This window comes from Lacihabitans sp. CS3-21 (assembly GCF_024343675.1).
Classification (GTDB): domain Bacteria; phylum Bacteroidota; class Bacteroidia; order Cytophagales; family Spirosomataceae; genus Leadbetterella.
On record NZ_RJUD01000010.1, the window covers coordinates 115,194 to 133,565 of the forward strand.

General features: G+C 37.9%; 13 protein-coding genes. 8 read left to right on the top strand and 5 right to left on the bottom strand.

Features of this window, described 5'->3' with window-relative positions:
- Positions 1-96: 96 nt before the first annotated feature.
- The 4 genes from EGI24_RS08535 to EGI24_RS08550 all read left to right on the top strand — a co-directional run bounded on the left by EGI24_RS08535 (position 97) and on the right by EGI24_RS08550 (position 4,545).
- Entirely contained in the window at positions 97-1,011 is a 915-nt protein-coding gene (locus EGI24_RS08535; protein ID WP_255047946.1) for an ABC transporter ATP-binding protein, read from the top strand.
- A 7-nt stretch (positions 1,012-1,018) separates the two neighbouring features.
- Positions 1,019-2,365, top strand: coding sequence for an ABC transporter permease (locus EGI24_RS08540; protein WP_255047947.1), 1,347 nt, complete (start codon positions 1,019-1,021; stop codon positions 2,363-2,365).
- 117 nt (positions 2,366-2,482) lie between these two features.
- The gene (locus EGI24_RS08545) at positions 2,483-3,013 is read left to right on the top strand and encodes a GrpB family protein (RefSeq protein ID WP_255047948.1); all 531 of its coding nucleotides are present in this window, start codon (positions 2,483-2,485) and stop codon (positions 3,011-3,013) included.
- 83 nt (positions 3,014-3,096) lie between these two features.
- Positions 3,097-4,545, top strand: a complete 1,449-nt coding sequence (locus EGI24_RS08550) for a peptide MFS transporter (protein ID WP_255047949.1) — start codon at positions 3,097-3,099, stop codon at positions 4,543-4,545.
- Between the two features lie 37 nt (positions 4,546-4,582).
- Here the strand turns inward: EGI24_RS08550 and EGI24_RS08555 are convergent, their stop codons facing one another.
- Positions 4,583-4,918 carry a translation initiation factor gene (locus EGI24_RS08555; RefSeq protein WP_255047950.1) on the bottom strand — a complete coding sequence of 112 codons (336 nt, stop codon included), beginning with the start codon at positions 4,916-4,918 and terminating at the stop codon, positions 4,583-4,585.
- 23 nt (positions 4,919-4,941) lie between these two features.
- The gene (locus EGI24_RS08560) at positions 4,942-5,808 is read right to left on the bottom strand and encodes a diacylglycerol kinase family protein (protein ID WP_255047951.1); all 867 of its coding nucleotides are present in this window, start codon (positions 5,806-5,808) and stop codon (positions 4,942-4,944) included.
- 38 nt (positions 5,809-5,846) lie between these two features.
- Between EGI24_RS08560 and EGI24_RS08565 the strand changes: the two genes are divergently transcribed.
- Complete coding sequence (locus tag EGI24_RS08565; RefSeq protein WP_255047952.1) at positions 5,847-6,269, top strand: DUF4440 domain-containing protein; 423 nt, start codon at positions 5,847-5,849, stop codon at positions 6,267-6,269.
- 39 nt (positions 6,270-6,308) lie between these two features.
- A complete protein-coding gene (locus tag EGI24_RS08570) occupies positions 6,309-6,725 on the top strand; it encodes a MaoC family dehydratase (RefSeq protein ID WP_255047953.1) in 417 nt (138 codons plus the stop codon).
- A gap of 104 nt (positions 6,726-6,829) precedes the next feature.
- Here the strand turns inward: EGI24_RS08570 and EGI24_RS08575 are convergent, their stop codons facing one another.
- From EGI24_RS08575 to rpe, 3 genes are all read right to left on the bottom strand, one after another.
- The gene (locus EGI24_RS08575; RefSeq protein WP_255047954.1) at positions 6,830-7,009 is read right to left on the bottom strand and encodes a histone H1; all 180 of its coding nucleotides are present in this window, start codon (positions 7,007-7,009) and stop codon (positions 6,830-6,832) included.
- Between the two features lie 140 nt (positions 7,010-7,149).
- Positions 7,150-8,397, bottom strand: coding sequence for a pyridoxal phosphate-dependent aminotransferase family protein (locus EGI24_RS08580; protein WP_255047955.1), 1,248 nt, complete (start codon positions 8,395-8,397; stop codon positions 7,150-7,152).
- A gap of 121 nt (positions 8,398-8,518) precedes the next feature.
- Positions 8,519-9,166, bottom strand: coding sequence for a ribulose-phosphate 3-epimerase (rpe, locus tag EGI24_RS08585; protein ID WP_255047957.1), 648 nt, complete (start codon positions 9,164-9,166; stop codon positions 8,519-8,521).
- A 202-nt stretch (positions 9,167-9,368) separates the two neighbouring features.
- Between rpe and EGI24_RS08590 the strand changes: the two genes are divergently transcribed.
- Both EGI24_RS08590 and EGI24_RS08595 read left to right on the top strand, forming a co-directional pair.
- Entirely contained in the window at positions 9,369-9,743 is a 375-nt protein-coding gene (locus EGI24_RS08590) for a LytTR family transcriptional regulator DNA-binding domain-containing protein (protein WP_255047959.1), read from the top strand.
- A 384-nt stretch (positions 9,744-10,127) separates the two neighbouring features.
- Positions 10,128-18,372, top strand: an 8,245-nt coding sequence (locus tag EGI24_RS08595; protein WP_255047960.1) for a PKD-like domain-containing protein, incomplete at its 3' end; no start/stop codon positions are given.

Here is an 18,372-nt window from a genome sequence, read left to right on the forward strand (position 1 = left end):
GTGAATTTTGTCCATTCGTTAACGAAAAATGCCTTTCAAACAAAATACTAAACTTTTGTTTTTTTTGCGGTAATTTTGAAGAAAAAAACATACGCTATGTCAGAAAATATTCTGGAAATTCATAATGTAGTAAAAAACTATGCCAATCATCGAGCCCTTGATGATGTAAGTCTAACCATTCCAAGCGGTGTAATTTATGGTCTTCTTGGGCCAAACGGAGCCGGTAAAACCTCTCTAATTCGAATAGTTAACCAGATAACTGCTCCCGACTCGGGAAGTGTTTTGTTTGATGGAAAGCCGCTTAATGAGAAAAATATCTATGAGATTGGATATTTGCCCGAAGAAAGGGGTTTGTATAAAAAAATGAAAGTGGGTGAGCAGCTTTTATATTTGGCTAGGTTAAAAGGCCTAAGTAAGGATGCTGCAATGGAAAAACTCAAAGAATGGTTTATTAAGTTTGATATAAAAACCTGGTGGGACAAGCCCATAGAGGATTTGTCGAAAGGTATGCAACAGAAGATTCAATTCGTAGCTACGGTATTGCACCAGCCCAAATTGATCATTTTAGATGAGCCATTTTCTGGTTTTGACCCTATCAACGCCACTTTAATCAAAGACGAGATTTTAGAGTTGAAAGAAAAAGGCTCTACGATTATTTTTTCAACCCATAGAATGGAATCTGTGGAGGAGCTTTGCGATTACATAGCCTTGATTAATAAATCCAAGAAAGTTTTGGAAGGTAAAAAACTTGATATCAAGGATCAATATAAGTCAAACACTTACACGCTCAATTATGAAGGTGAAAAGGTTGATAGTGCTACGAATTTTAATGTTTTGAGTAATCAAAAAAATCTAGACGGAAGCCAAACTGCAGTGCTAAAAGCAGCTGATGGTAAATTTGGAAATGATCTTTTAAGGGAAATTCTCGAAAAAGTGACTGTGAAATCTTTCAAAGAAGACGTGGCCTCTATGAATGATGTATTTATTAAAGCCGTAAACGAATCAAACTAAGAAATTTATGAACAATATATTACTAATAATTCAAAGGGAATATGTGACAAGGGTAAAGAAAAAGTCATTTATCGTAATGACTATTTTAGGTCCTTTGTTGATGGGGTTAATGTATGCAGGTGTCATATGGGCTGCAGTGAGTTCTGTTAACCAAAAGAAAATTGAAGTTTTGGACGAAAGTAAATTGTTTGAAGGAAAATTTAAACCTTCTGAAGAATTTCTGTTCGTCTTTAAGAAAGAAAAAATTGAGGATTTAAAGAAGTCACTAAAAGGAAGTGACTTTGATGCCTTGGTTCATATTCCAAGTGATGTTTTGGAGAATCCAAAAAGCATTAAAATTTACTCTGAAAAGGGCGTAACGCTGGAGTTGCAAAGTAGGGTAGAAAGTGCACTTGAAAGAGAAATTGAAAATATAAAACTAACAGAAGCTGGTATAACCAAAAGTGTTTTAGAAAGTGCCAAAATGGATGTTTCATCTGAAACTATCAGTTTGAAAGAGGGTGGCGAAAAGAAAAGTAGTGCAGCTGCAGCATCTATAATTGGAGGTATTTGTGCCTTTTTAATTTACCTTTCTGTATTCATTTATGGAGCTCAAGTAATGCGGAGTATCACTGAAGAAAAAACCAGTAGAATAGTGGAAATTCTGATCAGCTCTGTTAAACCTTTTCAATTGATGATTGGTAAGATTATCGGCGTTGCTTTGGTTGGATTAACTCAGTTTGGTCTATGGATCGTGCTTTCGGCAGGTATTTTGACTTTTGGAAGCAAGTTGGTGGGTGAAAAACTTATTCAATCAAAAAATGCCATGACTGAAGCCCAAATGGCAAGTTTGCCACCTGAAGCACAAGAGATGGCGAAAGAGAAAATGCAAGCTGGAGGGGGAATACCATCAGAGATGATGCCTGACTTTTTTGGAGCATTGGACACTTTGCCTTTAACCACCATCATCATATCTTTCTTGTTTTATTTTGTGGGAGGTTATTTATTGTATAGTGCTTTGTTTGGAGCAGTTGGTTCTGCTGTAGATAGTGATACTGATACGCAACAGTTTATGTTGCCTATCACTATCCCGATAATCGCCGCTTTCATGATTGCTCAGTTTGTAATCCGTGATCCCAATAGTAACTTGGCTATCTGGACTTCTATGATTCCATTCACGTCACCAATAATTATGATGGTGCGAATCCCATTTGGAGTGCCTATTTGGCAAATCGTACTTTCGGTTGTTTTGCTCATTGGTGGTTTTATTTTCACAACCTGGCTGGCATCAAGAATTTATCGCGTGGGTATTCTAATGTACGGCAAAAAAGTAACCTGGAAGGAACTCGGCAAATGGATTTTTTATAAGAGCTAATATTTTAAATTAGAAAAAATGGAGATTGGAGTAGTCCAATCTCCATTTTTTGTTTAGGCCAATTTTTGGTGAATTTCGATTTCGTTTGTATGTTTGTTGTGTGTCAATTTGGGAATTATGCTCTTGAAAAAATATACATCCGATTGGATTGAAAATTTTATTGAAATAAAGAATAAAATTGACAAAAGTTTAACTGGACTCAAATATCGGATTGAACATGTTGGAAGCACGTCTGTTCCAGGCTTAGATTCTAAAAACATCATAGACCTTGATATTATTTATGAAAATGATGCTGAATTTGAGAAAATAAAGGCTGGATTGATAGAAATCGGATATTATCACAACGGAAACCAAGGAATAGAACAAAGGGAAGTATTTAAACGAACTGGAAAAATATTTGACCCGATATTAGATAAGTTTACACATCATCTCTATGTCTGTCCTTTGGAATGTAAAGCTCTGGAACGCCATCTTTTATCAAGAGATTTTTTGAGAAAGAATGATTGGGCGAGGTTAGCATATCAAGAAATGAAATATGAATTGGCGGAAAAGGCAGGACAAAACAAAAAACGGTATGCTGAACTGAAGGAATTAAATGTGAATAAATTTATCGATTCAATTATAGAAAAAGAGAGACTTACCCTTTAATAAAAACTTAGAAAAACCTATTTTACATACTTAAATAAAATTACTTTATTCAAACTAAAAACCCTGTTAATCTTTAACCTATTATGAACGAAAAAACATTATTTGGGCATCCAAGAGGCTTATTTGTATTATTTTTTACTGAAATGTGGGAACGCTTCAGTTATTACGGCATGCGGGCGATTCTTTTCTTGTATCTTACCAAAAGTGCCTCTGAGGGAGCTTTGGGCCTTGATGAGAAGTCAGGCGGTGCAATAATGGGCCTTTACATGGCTTCGGTTTACCTGCTGACTTTGCCAGGCGGTTGGATTGCCGACAATATTTTAGGTCAGAAAAAAGCCATTTGGTGGGGTGGGATTGTGATCATGATCGGTCATGTTATTTTAGCCATTCCTGGTAACACTTATGTATTTTTTCTAGGATTAGCTTTCGTAGCCGTTGGTACTGGATTGTTAAAAGCCAATATTAGTTCGATAGTAGGGGAGTTGTACCCTGAAGGTGGTGCAAAACGCGATGCTGCATTTTCTATTTTCTATTTGGGTATAAACTTAGGAGCATTTCTAGGTATGTTCATTGTGGGGTATTTAGGAGAAAAAGTTGGTTGGCATTATGGATTTGGAGCTGCCGCGTTTGCCATGTTTTTTGGTTTGATCAATTTCAAACTGAATGGAAAATATCTGGATGGATTGGGAGATAAACCCAAAACTCAGTCGAGCTACACGTATCTTTATGTAGTTATTGGAGCCATCGTTTTTATGGCCTTGTTGGTCGTGACAGGAGTCTTGGATAGCGTTTCATTGGCTCAATCTATGAAGTATATTATTAGCATTGTTACACTTTTATACTTTGCCTACATAGGATTCATGGATAAAAGCTTGACCATTGTGGAGAGAAAGAGAGTGGGGGTATTATTTGTGTTTTTTATTGGAGCTGCATTGTTTTGGTCGGGCTTTGAGCAAGCAAGCACCACACTTACAATTTTTGCCGATAGACATACCAATAGAATGTTGGCTGGTTGGGAATTGCCCGCTTCATGGTTTCAGAATGCCAACTCATTCTTTATTCTCATTTTTTCGGCTCCTGTAGGTGCTTTGTGGATTTACCTCAATAAGAAAAATCTCAACCCATCGACACCAATAAAATTTGGCTTGGGTTTATTACAGATGGGTCTTGGCTTCTTAATCATGTATTTTGCGGCAAAAAATATCTTGGATGGCTCGCTTGCAGGAATGGGTTGGTTGACTTTTACTTATATGTTTCATACCCTTGGAGAGCTTTGTTTGAGTCCTGTGGGTTTAAGTAGCAACACCAAGCTTGCTCCAAAGAAATATTACAGTCAAATGATGGGACTTTGGTTTGTGGCAGCATCATTGGGTAACTTGATTGCTGGTCTTTTTGCTGGAAACTTTAATGAAGAAAATGTGCAACAAATGCCGGATTTGTTTTTGCAAGTTTGTTTATATGGATTTGTTTTGGGTCTTATTTTTATACTTCTTTATAAGCCTATTAAGAAATGGATGGGTGGGATTGAGTAAATTTCAAGAAAAAATAAACAAATAGAAAAGCGGAAGGTTAGCCTCCCGCTTTTTTTGCTTTATAGCCTTCTTTAAGCAGAAAAGCCAATATTTTGTCGCGGTGGTCTCCTTGAATCAATACTTCTGCGTCTTTGGCTGTTCCGCCGCTTCCGCATGCATTTTGAAGTTTTTTCTTTAATATTTGCAGATCATCTTCTGTGCCAATAAAACCCTCTATTCTGCTGACTACTTTCCCACCACCTTTTCTATCTAACCAAATTTTAAAATTTTGTTTGTCGTTAGACAGCGTTTCATTTTCGTTGTCGAAATTGTCATATTCAAAGTCCGGGTTGGTTGAGTATACCACACCACCATGATTTTTAGTTTTTTTCATTTTTATTTAAATATATAAAATCCTTAAATAATCAATTTCAATGCGTGAGGCATTGTTTTGGCAGTAATTCTATCTGAAAAGGGGGCTACATACTCTCCATCAATGTGCAACAGAATATTATCTTTGTGTTCAAGTGTAAATTCTGTTCCTCGGTAATAATCTACATAACTTGAACTTTTGATTTTTCCTGACATCAACAAATAACCCATATAAATTCCATACCATTTTGGGTGTTTTCCAATAATTGTACAATCCAATTGATTATCGTCTAATATCGCATCTGGTGCTATATAGGCATTGTTTCCAAACTGGTTTGCATTGGCAAATGTAATTGAGAAATATTGTTTTGGCTGATTACAAAAGCTACTTTGGTTGATTTCATAGTTAAAATAACTCTCGAGAATTACTTTTACATAATTGAACAAGCCTCGTCTATGGCTTCCAAGTGCAAATTTCTTGGCACAATGGGCATCAAATCCAACCCCTGCAGTACAAAAAAACGGAAATTCATTGATTAGGCCAATATCCATAACGCTTTTTTTGCCATGAAAGACTTTGTCAAGGGCTTTTTCTGGCTCAAGTGGGATATTTAGTGTTCTTGCTAATCCATTTCCAGATCCAAGCGGGATAATTGAAAAGAACGCCTCGGTATTAATCAATTCTGAGGCCACTTCATTGACAGTTCCATCGCCTCCAACCGCAACAAAATGCCGGTACCCTTCATCCAAGTATTTTCTTGTGAGTGTTTTTCCATGATCCTTCTCGTGGGTAGTTTCCACGATACCTTCTAATTTATGGGCTTCAAGAAATGACTCAATCAGCTTTTTAGCATTAACTTTTTTAGAACCGGCTATTGGGTTTATAATAAATATGGGGGTTTGACTGCTCAATTTATTTAGATATATTTGAGAAAAATTCGACTACAAAAATGAAAAAACTATTTCTATTATTTGCACTTTTTACGGTTTGTTTTAATGTTTTTTCTCAAAAAAAGGAAGACATCCTCCAGGTTATGGCCCGACAGCAGAATAATTGGAATGCTGGGGATATCGAAAAATTCATGGAAGATTATTTAAAATCAGATGAATTGCAGTTTATTGGAAGTAAAGGAATTGTAAAAGGCTGGCAAGCAACGAAGGAAAGATACTTAAAAAGCTATCCCGATAGAGCCACCATGGGGCAATTGAAGTTTGATATTTTGGAAGTAGACTTTCATTCAAAGAAAACAGCATGGGTATTGGGCAAATGGTATCTTACACGTCCTGAGAAAGGAGATGTTGGAGGTTATTTTACCCTTATTTTTAAAAAAGTGAAAGGAAAATGGCTAATTGTTAGTGACCATACAAGTTAATTTTTTATATATTTGCAACAAACCATTATACAATTAACTATGAGCGAAAAAATACCAGTTGGAGAAAGATTTGAACACGATTTTAGTTTTAGTCAAGCCGATGTTATCGCCTTTGCCAACCTCACAGGCGATCACAATCCTATACATTTAGATGCTGAATATGCAGCCACTACCAAATTTAAAGTGCCTATAATTCACGGCCATTTGAGTAGCAGTGTTTTTACCAGATTTTTGGGAATGGGAAAACCAGGTGGGCCGGGTTCTATATATATGAAACAGGAAACTGAGTACCTAAGACCTATGCATGTAGATACACCCTATCAAGTAGTTTTTGAAGTAGTGAGTGTAGATCCAGTCAGGCATATTGCCCATATTGCAACGCAAGTAATTAACAAAGAAACCAAGAAAATGACGATTCGTGGTACTGGAACTTTGATGAATGAGGAACACTATTGATAAGTGTTTTTGATTTTATAGATAGTTTGCATTTCATTTAAATAAAAAAGCCGCTTATTTTAGATAAACGGCTTTTTTATATGGGCTTGGATAATACCTAAATATTATAAACCTGCATTTTTCATTGCTTGTACTTCCGCTCTTACAGCTTTAGCCCAAGCTCCTAAATCTTGCATGCCTTTTCTTACTCTAGTGCCTGCAGCTTTGTTTTTTTTGTCGTAGAATTTGTCAAAATCATCTTTCAATGAAGTAACTAAGTCGTAAAGTTCTGAATACTTATCCATGAATTTAAAGGGGGTTTTAAGTGTATAATAAAAAATTCACGATGCAAGTTAGCAAAAAACTTTATATCACCATTTTTTTGATAAAAATTAATTTATATTTTTTGTCGAAAATATAGTAATAATCTAATTTGGTCGACTGTTTAAACGGGTTTGTAGCTACCTTCGGTCAATTTCTGCTTAACGGTTTCAAAGCAATTCATGGTATATTCTACGTCTTCTAAAGTATGAGCAGCAGTAGGAATAACCCTTAATAAAATCACACCTTTAGGTACAACAGGATACACAATGATAGAACAAAAAATGGCCATATTTTCTCTTAAATCCTTAATTAGATTGGTAACCGTCGGAAGGTCATAATCACCTTGCAACAAAACGGGTGTTACTGGAGAGGTTGTATTTCCTATATCGAAACCTCTGCTGCGGAACCCTTCTTGTAGAGCTTTGACGATTGTCCACAATTGGTCTTTCAATTGCGGGTTTTTCTTTATGAGCTCAAGTCTTTTCATTCCACCTAAAACAAATGGCATTGGAAGAGCTTTGGCATATGTTTGAGACCTCATGTTGTATTTTAGGTACATCACAATTTCTTTTTTTGCCGCTATGAAAGCACCAATTGCGGCCATAGATTTGGCAAATGTACAGAAATGAAGATCAACAGCATCTTGAACACCAAAATGCTCGGGTACTCCAGCTCCAGTTTTCCCCATAGTTCCGAAACCATGAGCGTCATCTACCAACAATCTGAATTTATATTTCTTTTTGAGTTCTGCTATCTTGTCTAAGCTTCCTACAGCTCCAGACATTCCGAAAACTCCTTCAGTAATGACCATGATTCCGCCACCTTGCTCTTCGGCTATTTTTGTAGCTCTTACAAGGTTTTTCTCCAAGCTATCCATGTCATTGTGCTTGAAAGTATAGGTTTTGCCACCTTTGGCACGATGAAGTCTAACCCCATCTATCAAACATGCATGGGACTCGGCGTCATAAACGATAACATCTTTGAAATCCACCATGGATTCCACTGCAGACATGACGCCTTGATAGCCGTAGTTCAATAAAAAAGCATCTTCTTTACCAACAAAATCAGCCAATTGCCTTTCGAATTCTTCGTGTAATTCTGAGTTGCCTGTCATCATTCGAGCACCCATCGGATAAGCTAGACCATATTCTGCAGAGGCTTTAGCATCTGCTTCGCGTACCTCTGGATGATTGGCCAGTCCTAGATAATTGTTGAGCGACCAATTGAGCATTCTTTTTCCATTGAATGACATATAAGGTCCCAATTCACCAGAAAGCTTTGGAAATGAATAATAATGATGAGAATAATGAGCATGAGATCCAATGGGTCCCATGTTATTTACAACCTTGTCAAAAATATCTTCGACCATTTCGATGTTTAAAATATATGGTAATTAAAAATTCTGCAAATTTACAAAATTCTAGGCAAAAAATACAGAAACACAAGCGAGGTTACTTATTTTTTGTTATTTCTTTCTTTAATGTGCTGATTTATAGGTTTTTGAGGTTAATTATAGTTTGTAGAGGGTCAGCATTGCTGAAGACAAAACTACCTGCAACAAGTGCATCTGCTCCTGCGTCTACAAGGGCCTTTCCTGTTTCTAGGTTCACTCCGCCGTCAATTTCTATGAGGGCAGAAGATTTGGAGGCTACGATTAATTTTTTGAGTTTTTTTACTTTTTCAATCGTGGAATGGATGAATTTTTGCCCTCCAAAACCCGGATTGACAGACATTAACAAAACCATGTCACAATCGGTGATGATCTCTTCCAAAACTGAAACAGGCGTTCCTGGATTTAAGACTACTCCTGCTTTACAACCAGCCTCCTTTATTTGACCAATGGTTCGGTGAATATGCGGACAAGCCTCCCAGTGTACCGAGATGATTTCCGCTCCGATTTTAGCAAATTGATCGATGTAGTTTTCTGGCTTTACAATCATCAAGTGTACATCCAGTGGTTTTTTAGCGTGTTTTTGAATGGCTTCGGTAACCGGCAGTCCGAAACTGATATTAGGAACAAAGACACCATCCATGATATCAATATGAAACCAGTCTGCAGATGAGTCGTTAATAAGTTCTGTGTCTTTTTGAATGTTCGCAAAGTCTGAAGCGAGCATTGATGGAGCTATTATTGGCATGTACTTATCTGAATTTTCGTGCAATTTATGTATTTGTCATTTATTTACCAATTTATACCATTCACTCAGTATTCTACACTGTCGGTTTATTACCATTTGATTTATGAGGCTGACGCACATATCTTAGATTGAGTAAAAAACCAAAATCAGGGGAATTTACGCTAAAAACAACCGAGGCCTTTTCGCAATTTTACAGCATTAAATGAAAACTACAATAAGCATGAACACATTTACAAAAAGTATTATCCCAGAAAAACTGATTTATAATTACGGTAAAAAAGCAGTAGAATTTAACAACATTAAATACATCGAAAGCTTTGCCGGTAATTATTCTATGATACGACTAAACGGCAAAGGATATATTTGTTCTTCGTTTACATTAAAACATTATACTTCAAAGCTAGAAGGACGCTGCAATTTCTTTTTGGCAAGAAAAGGATTGTTGCTCAACTTAGAGTTTATCCAAGAAATAGTGGATGAAAAAGGAGTAAAGTCCGTAAGATTATCTACTGGAGAGGTTTTTAAACTTTCAAGGAGATTGGGGTCTAGATTGATAGATTATTTGAATGAAAATTAATCGATATTTACTATTTTTCTAAATTGCTAAGGTTCATAACCATATTTCGAAGAACGATTATTAATTGTTGGTAATTTAGAATTACAAATTTTATATAAACGAGCCTATTTTGGTTGCAATAGCATCAAAATAGGCTATTTTTTTGAAAAAAATCAATAAATACATATTTAGCTAAATATATAAATGATACATTTTAAAAAGTTTCTTTTTTTGTAATTAATTGTGATTAAATAGGTTGTGATTTAGTATTCCTTGGAATTCAATAATTGGCACAGTTATTGACGCCGTTAAATAAGTTTAGATAAGGTTTTGGATTTAACCCTTCCAAAACAGAGTATTTACCTGAAAATAACGGCATTTGTGCAATTTTTACAAAAAAGAAATTTGATTACCCTGTTTAAAAACAGATTAACCCTTGCTATATCTTTGGCATGGGCTTTCTTTGTTTTTGGAGACGTGGTGGCCAAAGATCTTCCAAAGTCAAAAAGAGCAAATGAAATGCTGGTTCCTCCTCCCATAAACTTCGGCGGAGAGATCTCAGGTGATGAGGTCAACAATGGAGGATTTGACCCAGCTACAATTACCAACGTATCTGCTCCAACTGGAACTGGCGGTACTGTTATTGAATACCGCTGGCAATCAAGCACAGATGGTATTACCTGGACCAATATTGCCAGCAGCAATTCCATTACCTACAACCCAGGGGCGATCACCGTAACGACCTATTACAGAAGATTATCAAAGTTTGATACCGAAACTTTCCCAAACAATTCAGGAAATATTGAAATGTGGAATGGTGTTTCCAATGTAATTTCAAAAATTGTTACGAATTACAGCATTACCTCTCCTTCGGCTTACACCATTGGACAAACCATCAACCTAACTCAAACAGGAAGTTTTGCAAATAATTTAGATAACTTAATACCTGAAGGTCATATTCCGCTTCAACCGTCTCAATTTTTGTCAGACTACACCTACAACACCACTGGAACAGCCTCAGGTGTCTGGGATATTGATTTCAGTTTTGATAGAATGAATAGTGCGTACAATTCAAATTTTTCCAATATTACTTATACCAATGAAGGTTTTATGCTCTTGTTTAATGGAGCAAACACCAGTAATAGAAGGGCTTGGTACAAAACTATTAATGTGGTGGCAGGGCATGTTTATTATTTTTCTGCGAGTACACAAGCAGATAATAACACCAACCAACCACAACTACAATGGAATATAAATGGTACAAATGTAGGAACACAGTTGACCGTTTCTAACGGTTCTTGGCAGACTCTTTCATACACTTATACTGCTTCAAGTACTGGAACAATTGTGATTGCAATAGTAAATAATAGAATTTTAGACAGTGGAAATAATTTTGCAGTTGATGATATAAAAGTAATTGAAGATGAGCCTATTACGTATTTGTGGACAGGTCCGAATGGCTTTACCAGTACTTTGGCTAATCCTAGTATTCCAAACGCACAATTGGTAAATAGTGGTGATTATACGCTAGTAATCACTAAAGGTGGATTGTCGGTAACTATAACAAAAAATATTTGGGTCTCAGAGTCGAGTGCCACCTGTATTTCGCCAACATTTAGTTCCACAACGACAAATCCCGCATGTTTTGGTTCGAATACGGGGGTAATCAATATCACCAATCCTATTGGCTATGGAGGCTTAGGTAACATCACTTACCAAACATGGACCGGAATTCCGGGAACAACTGTTTCAAGTTTAACCACCAATGTTAATTATCCCAACAACCCTTCAAGTGCTATATTGAAAAACACGATGGAAGGGGATATAAATGGATATGACAATATCGGAGGTAGATTGATTGGTTACTTAATTCCAAGAACTACTGGTAGTTATACCTTTTGGCTGGCCAGTGATGATGACGGTGAATTGTGGTTGTCGACAGATTCTAATCCCGCCAACAGAGTAAAAATTGCGGAAGTATTGGGATATACAGATTCGAAGCAATGGAATAAATTTGCCTCACAGAAATCAGTTGCGATATCCTTGGTAGCTGGACAAAAATATTATATTGAAGCCATATACAAAGAAGGAACTGGAGGTGATCACATAGCTGTGGGTTGGGCAAAGCCTGGCCAAGGTACCACCGCTCCCTCAGAGGTGATTCCAGGAACAGTTATTAGGCCATTTACTGCTCCTGCATTAGCAGAGCCAGTATTTGAATATTCAATAGATGGCACCAATTTTCAAACTTCTACCACATTTAATGGACTTACATCAGGAAATTATACGATTACTATTAGGGATACTTACGGTTGTTCTGCCACTTCAAATGTGACATTAACTGCCCCAGCCCAAATTACCACCACACCAAGCAATACTTCCCCAGTTTGTCAGGGAAGTTCATTTGATTTGTCGGCTACTGCTGTTTCGGGTGCGACGGCCTATAGTTGGACATATCCAAGTGGTTCTACAAACAGCAACAGAAATCACACCATCAGTAGTGCCACGGCTTCACACAATGGAATTTTTACCTTAACTGTCACGGTAGGATCATGTTCGGCTACTTTTACTACCAATGTAACCGTAAAAGAATTGCCATCTGTACCAACCATTACCTCAACAAACCCAAATTGTGGTCAAAATGATGGAACTATTACTTTTAATTTTCCTGATAACGGAAACTACTCTTCCATCAAGTTTAGTGTAAATGGAAATTCAAACCCATCTTACTTACCTGCAAATATTGTAAATGATAATATTGGTAGTCATACCATTACGGGTCTCTCGGCGGGAACCAAAGATTTATATGTGAGATGGGGTACGGACGAGTGTCCATTAGATTTACCTAATACAACACTGGTTTCAGGAACAACATTAGCTCCGCTAAATATGTCTCCTGCTATAACTACTTGTAAAGGAAATACAGTTTCAATATCTGGAACGCCAACCAATGGATTAGCTCCATATATTTATTCTTGGTCAAATGGATTGGGTTCTACTTCATCAGTGAGTGTAAGTACCAATGTTTCTAATGTTTATACCCTAACCGTAAGAGATTCAAACTCTCCAAGTTGTACGGCAACTGCATCAGTAGCAGTAAATGTAGTGGACAGTCCAGGTGTTACTATCACTACCCCAGATAGTTTGATTTGTGTTAATGGCGTTTCAACTATTTCTTCAACGATTGATATTGCAGGAACATATACTTACCAGTGGCAAACTTCACCAAATGGAACGACAGGCTGGGCTAACATCTCTGGGCAAACTAGCAGCACTTTTACTAACTCGTTTTTAGTAGCGGGTAATTATTTTTACAGAGTAATTGTTTCTGGTTCCGCCCAATGTAATGCAGGAACTTCAAATGCTTTTCAGATTAGAGTCGTTTCTTCTCCTACTGCGGCAGTGGTTTCACCGAGTAACAATACTTGTATTGGTACCGCGGCTATTTTATCAGCAAGTGTTTCAAATGGTGCGGGGTCTATAACCTATCAATGGCAGCAGTCTGCCAATGGTACCAGTGGGTGGACCGACATAGGAGGTCAGACGGGTAGTACCTTTTCGCCTCCATTTACCGTGGCAGGTACTTTTTATTACCGTGTAATAGCCACGATGTCTGCAGCAGGTTGTTCTTATGCTGTTTCGCCAAGCTATACATTTAATGTTATTAATCCAGCTACAGTTACGGTAACTCCAGCAAACACCAGTCTATGTATTGGTGCAACGCAAATTTTAACTACAAATGTTAGTGGGGCTTCAGGTACATACAGTATTTTGTGGCAAGAGTCTAATAATAATTCAGTTTGGTGGAACGTAACCAGTACGAGTAGTGCGACATTAAATACGAATAATGATTCTTTGGAATTGGCCTATTTTAGACCGGTGATTGACTTTAGCGTCTGTGGGATATATTATGGTAATTCTGTTCAAATACAAACCAACGCAATTCATACCGTAGATGCCACGATTACAAACGGAACCGTTTGTGTAGGGGGATCAACCCAACTTAACGGTATTGTAGCAAATACAACTGGAACTGTAACCTATCAATGGCAATCTCGAACTTCGCTTTTCGGGACTTGGACCAACGTAGCCTCAGGGGGTAATTCAATAAATTACACACCGCCAACTTCTACTGCTGGTTTAATCTACTATAGATTAAATGTAACTACCACTGGCGTTAATTGTGGAACGATTAGTTCACAAAGTTTAACTTTAAATATTGTAGCTCAAGCAACTGTAACAATTGCGGCCAGTAGTGCTACAATTTGTTTAAATGGCGTTTATTCCATTACCTCAAATGTCAATAATGGAGTTGGACCATTTACTTATCAATGGCAAAGATTTAATACTACCAACAGTACTTGGGAGAATATTGCAGGCCAGACTAACAGTAGTTTGCCTGTTCCTACTTCTGCCACAGGTACAACCAATTACAGAGTAATCGTTAATTCTTCTGGAAATGGTTGTAATCCAGCTACTTCAGCTCAACAAACTATAGTTGTTTTACCACTTCCAACAGTAACGGCTACCAATACTTCAAACACAAATGGTTCGGTTAATTCATGTGTAGGTACCTTGGTTTTATTAAAGTCGGGTTATACAGGAGGATTGGCTGTTACCAGTTATTCATGGTCGCATTCTAGCGGTTTTTCTAGTGGTCAACAGAATCCTACCAATTTGATTTCCAGTGCATCATCGGGTGGGGTTTATACTGTAACGGGTTTGGCTACAAATGGTTGTACCAACACCATGACCACAAGTGTGACTGTAAATACCAACTGTGCAGGATCTTGTGGAACTATTATAGATATCAGACCTTTAAATCCAACTGCATGTGCAAATACAAACGGCAATATTACTGTAGATGAGTTCGGTGGCAGTAATTATGAAACCAGTATGGATGGCATTACATGGTATAGAGGCTACAGAGTTTACCCAAATTTGGGGGTTGGTAGTTATTTGGTATTTTTAAGAGATTGGACATCAAAAATTATATGTAGAACTGTAAACATCACTTTAGAATCAAAAACTACTTCTTTTTATACAGGAGAAACAGTGACGTCTGCCAATGGTTGTTTTGCAACAAATGGTTCGATTCAACTAGCTGGCGTTTTGGCAACTGATCAGGTTTCATGGATTTCATTATCGAATAGAACTTATACATCGGTTGGTAGTTTGAGTCCAGCTAATACTATCACTGGATTGAGACCTGGAACATATTATGTTAGGGTTATTCGTGGAGGTATTTATTGTTTTAGTGAGCGTATTGTGACAGTTGGAAATAGTGGAACGGCTTGTCCAGCCAGTCAGATTTGTGCGGTAAGTGCTGATGTTCCCAATATGTTTCCAAATGGTGATTTTGGAAGTGGTGCTCCATTGAGTGGACCAGTTTTGCCAACAGGAGTAACGCAATACGGTTATACTTTACCTTCTTGTAATGCACCTAATGACGGTTTTTATTCGATTATGAATTCTACTGACTGTAATGGAGCATCAGGAGGTGGGAATATTTTTGGAACATGGATAATTTCTGATGACCATACACCTGGCGATACAGGTGGCTATATGATGGTCGTGAATGCCTCTCACAACCCCGATGTTGTGGTTGAGCAAACCATTCTTAATCTTTGTCCAAACACTCAGTATAATTTTACTGCATATGTTAGAAACTTAATAGATCCAGCATATTATTCGACCCATATTTATCCAAACTTCTCGTTTTTAATAGATGGTGTAATTCAACACATAACAGGAAACATTACGAATGCAAACTGGAATTTAGTTGGATTTTCATTTAAAACAGGTGCCTCAACTACTCAAGCAGTTTTCAGCATTAGAAACAATGCACCAGGGGGTACAGGAAATGACTGGCTGATTGATGACATTGTGGTAAATAAATGTCCGCTTGATATTGCATTGGATGGTGAGTCTGTGGCCTGTTTAGGTGGAACAAATGAAACTATAAACGCGGTCGTTCATGATCCAAATAAAGAGCATGACTATTATAAATGGCAAGAAAGTGATGATAATGGAACCACATGGACTGACGTAACGGGTGTTTTGCAAGGAACTTATGTGGGTGATTCAATGAATGTAACAATCAATCTTCCTACTCCAATTGTTTCAGCTTTGAGTGGTAAACTATATAGGATTAGATTGGCAACTACAGCAGCAACCGTAGGTGATCCATTGTGTTCGGTAATTAGTCAAATTTCGAAAGTCATTGTACCTCCAGTTGCCGTTACAGTTACACCACCGCTTACGATATGCTTTGGCACCAGTGCAAGTTTAACTGCAGTAGGTTCAGGAGGAACTGCACCCTATTCTTATACCTGGACAAATACGGCTGCGACGGGTGGAACAGTTTCTGTTTCTCCAACAACTTCGACATCATACATAGTTACTGCCAGAGATGTAGACAATTGTTCAGCCACTGCTACTACTTCTGTGACAGTAACACCAATTCCTACGGCAAGTGCCGCAGCTCAAGTTGCTTGTTCTGGCAGTGCTTTTTCCGTTGCACCTACTACAAACATTGTAGGGACTACATATACTTGGACTGCTGCGTTGACCAGCGGAACAGCTTCAGGCTTTTCTAATCAAGTCACTGCCGTTTCAGGGCCAATTTCTCAAACACTAGTTAATAATACTACCGCAAGTGCAGTAGTAAGTTATACCGTTACTCCATATAATGGTGTTTGCCCAGGAGCAAGTTTTATTTTTACTGTTACAGTGCGTCCCAATATCGTAATTACAAATCCAGGGCCTCAGACCATTTGTTCAGCTACAAGTTTCAGTAGAACCCCGACCTCGAATATTTCAGGCACACAATATACATGGACCGCCGCCATTTTTTCAGCTCCAACTGGAGGAACTATCACTGGTTTTTCTAATAATGCGGTGGCCAGTAACGCACCAATTTCTCAAACTTTGACGAATGCTGGAACCACAAGTGGTGTTGTCAGATACACCGTTACGCCTGTAGCCAATGGATGTAATGGAACTCCATTTACTTTTGATATTACCGTTCAACCTACTATAGTTATTACAAATCCTGGTCCTCAAACCATATGCTCAGGAGCGAGTTTTAGTAGAACTCCTACATCAAATGTTGCATCCACTACTTATACTTGGACTGCTGCTATAACTACAGCTCCAACTGGAGGAACTATCACTGGTTTTTCAAATAATGCAACAGCATCAGCTGCTCCAATAACACAAACTTTAACAAATTCAGGCACCACAAATGGCGTGGTTACTTACACAGTTACACCAGTGGCGAATGGATGTAATGGTACACCGTTTACCTTTGCGATTACTGTTCAACCTACTATAGTCATTACTAACCCAGGTCCTCAGACAATTTGTTCTGGAACAAGTTTTAGTAGAACTCCTACGTCAAATATCGTAGGAACTACCTATACATGGACAGCTGCCATACAAACAGCTCCTACATCAGGTACAATCACAGGTTTTTCGGATAATGCAGTTGCATCAGTGGCCCCAATATCTCAGACTTTGACGAACTCTGGAACTACCTTTGGAATAGTAAGATATACCGTTACACCAGTAACAGCGGGTTGTTTGGGAACGCCGTTTACATTTGATATAACTGTTCAGCCAACTATTGTGATAACTAATCCTGGTCCTCAAACAATTTGTTCTGGAACAAGTTTTAGTAGAACACCTACTTCAAATATTTCACCTACTACCTATACTTGGACAGCAGCCATAACGACTGCTCCTACTGGAGGAACTATCACAGGTTTTTCAAACAATGCTAGTGCTTCGGCAGCACCTATATCAGAGACCTTAACAAATTCAGGAACAACAACTGGAATAGTTACTTATACAGTGACACCCGTGGCGAATGGTTGTAATGGGACACCATTTACAATAGCAATTACTGTCCAACCTACAATAGTAATTACAAATCCTGGCCCGCAAACTATATGCTCGGGAACAAGCTTTAGTAGAACTCCAACTTCTAATGTTACTCCGACAACTTATACTTGGACTGCTGCGATAACTACTGCTCCTACTTCTGGAACTATTACAGGTTTCTCTGATAATGCTATTGCATCTGCTGCACCAATATCACAGTCTTTAACAAATTCAGGAACAACCTCAGGAATTGTAACTTACACCGTGACACCAGTTGCGAATGGTTGTAATGGTACCCCTTTTACATTTGCAATAACTGTTCAACCAACCATTGTAATTACCAACCCTGGTCCTCAAACTATTTGTTCTGGGGCAAGTTTTAGCAGAACTCCAGCATCCAATATAACACCAACAACTTATACTTGGACTGCCGCAATAACTACAACTCCAACTTCAGGAACTATAACTGGATTTTCCAATAATGCGGTTGCATCAGCTGCTCCAATATCCCAAACGCTAACAAATTCAGGTACCACAAATGGTGTGGTTACTTACACAGTTACACCAATTGCAAATGGTTGCAATGGTACACCATTTACAATAGCAATTACTATACAACCAACATTAACTGCAAGTTTAGCCAACCCAGCAACGATTTGTTCAGGAGCAGCAGTAGCCGCAGTAAGCCCAACAAGTAACATTGCAGGCACGACTTATACTTGGACTTTAGGAGCCATCACAGGCGGAGTAACAGGAGCAGCAGCAC

Bases quoted from the DNA above. Each gene is read 5' to 3' on its own strand.
- EGI24_RS08540 (WP_255047947.1), top strand. From the start codon at position 1,019: ATGAACAATATATTACTAATAATTCAAAGGGAATATGTGACAAGGGTA.
- EGI24_RS08555 (WP_255047950.1), bottom strand. From the start codon at position 4,918: ATGAAAAAAACTAAAAATCATGGTGGTGTGGTATACTCAACCAACCCG.
- EGI24_RS08550 (WP_255047949.1), top strand. From the start codon at position 3,097: ATGAACGAAAAAACATTATTTGGGCATCCAAGAGGCTTATTTGTATTA.
- EGI24_RS08570 (WP_255047953.1), top strand. From the start codon at position 6,309: ATGAGCGAAAAAATACCAGTTGGAGAAAGATTTGAACACGATTTTAGT.
- EGI24_RS08590 (WP_255047959.1), top strand. From the start codon at position 9,369: ATGAAAACTACAATAAGCATGAACACATTTACAAAAAGTATTATCCCA.
- EGI24_RS08580 (WP_255047955.1), bottom strand. From the start codon at position 8,397: ATGGTCGAAGATATTTTTGACAAGGTTGTAAATAACATGGGACCCATT.
- EGI24_RS08545 (WP_255047948.1), top strand. From the start codon at position 2,483: ATGCTCTTGAAAAAATATACATCCGATTGGATTGAAAATTTTATTGAA.
- rpe (WP_255047957.1), bottom strand. From the start codon at position 9,166: ATGCCAATAATAGCTCCATCAATGCTCGCTTCAGACTTTGCGAACATT.
- EGI24_RS08535 (WP_255047946.1), top strand. From the start codon at position 97: ATGTCAGAAAATATTCTGGAAATTCATAATGTAGTAAAAAACTATGCC.
- EGI24_RS08575 (WP_255047954.1), bottom strand. From the start codon at position 7,009: ATGGATAAGTATTCAGAACTTTACGACTTAGTTACTTCATTGAAAGAT.
- EGI24_RS08565 (WP_255047952.1), top strand. From the start codon at position 5,847: ATGAAAAAACTATTTCTATTATTTGCACTTTTTACGGTTTGTTTTAAT.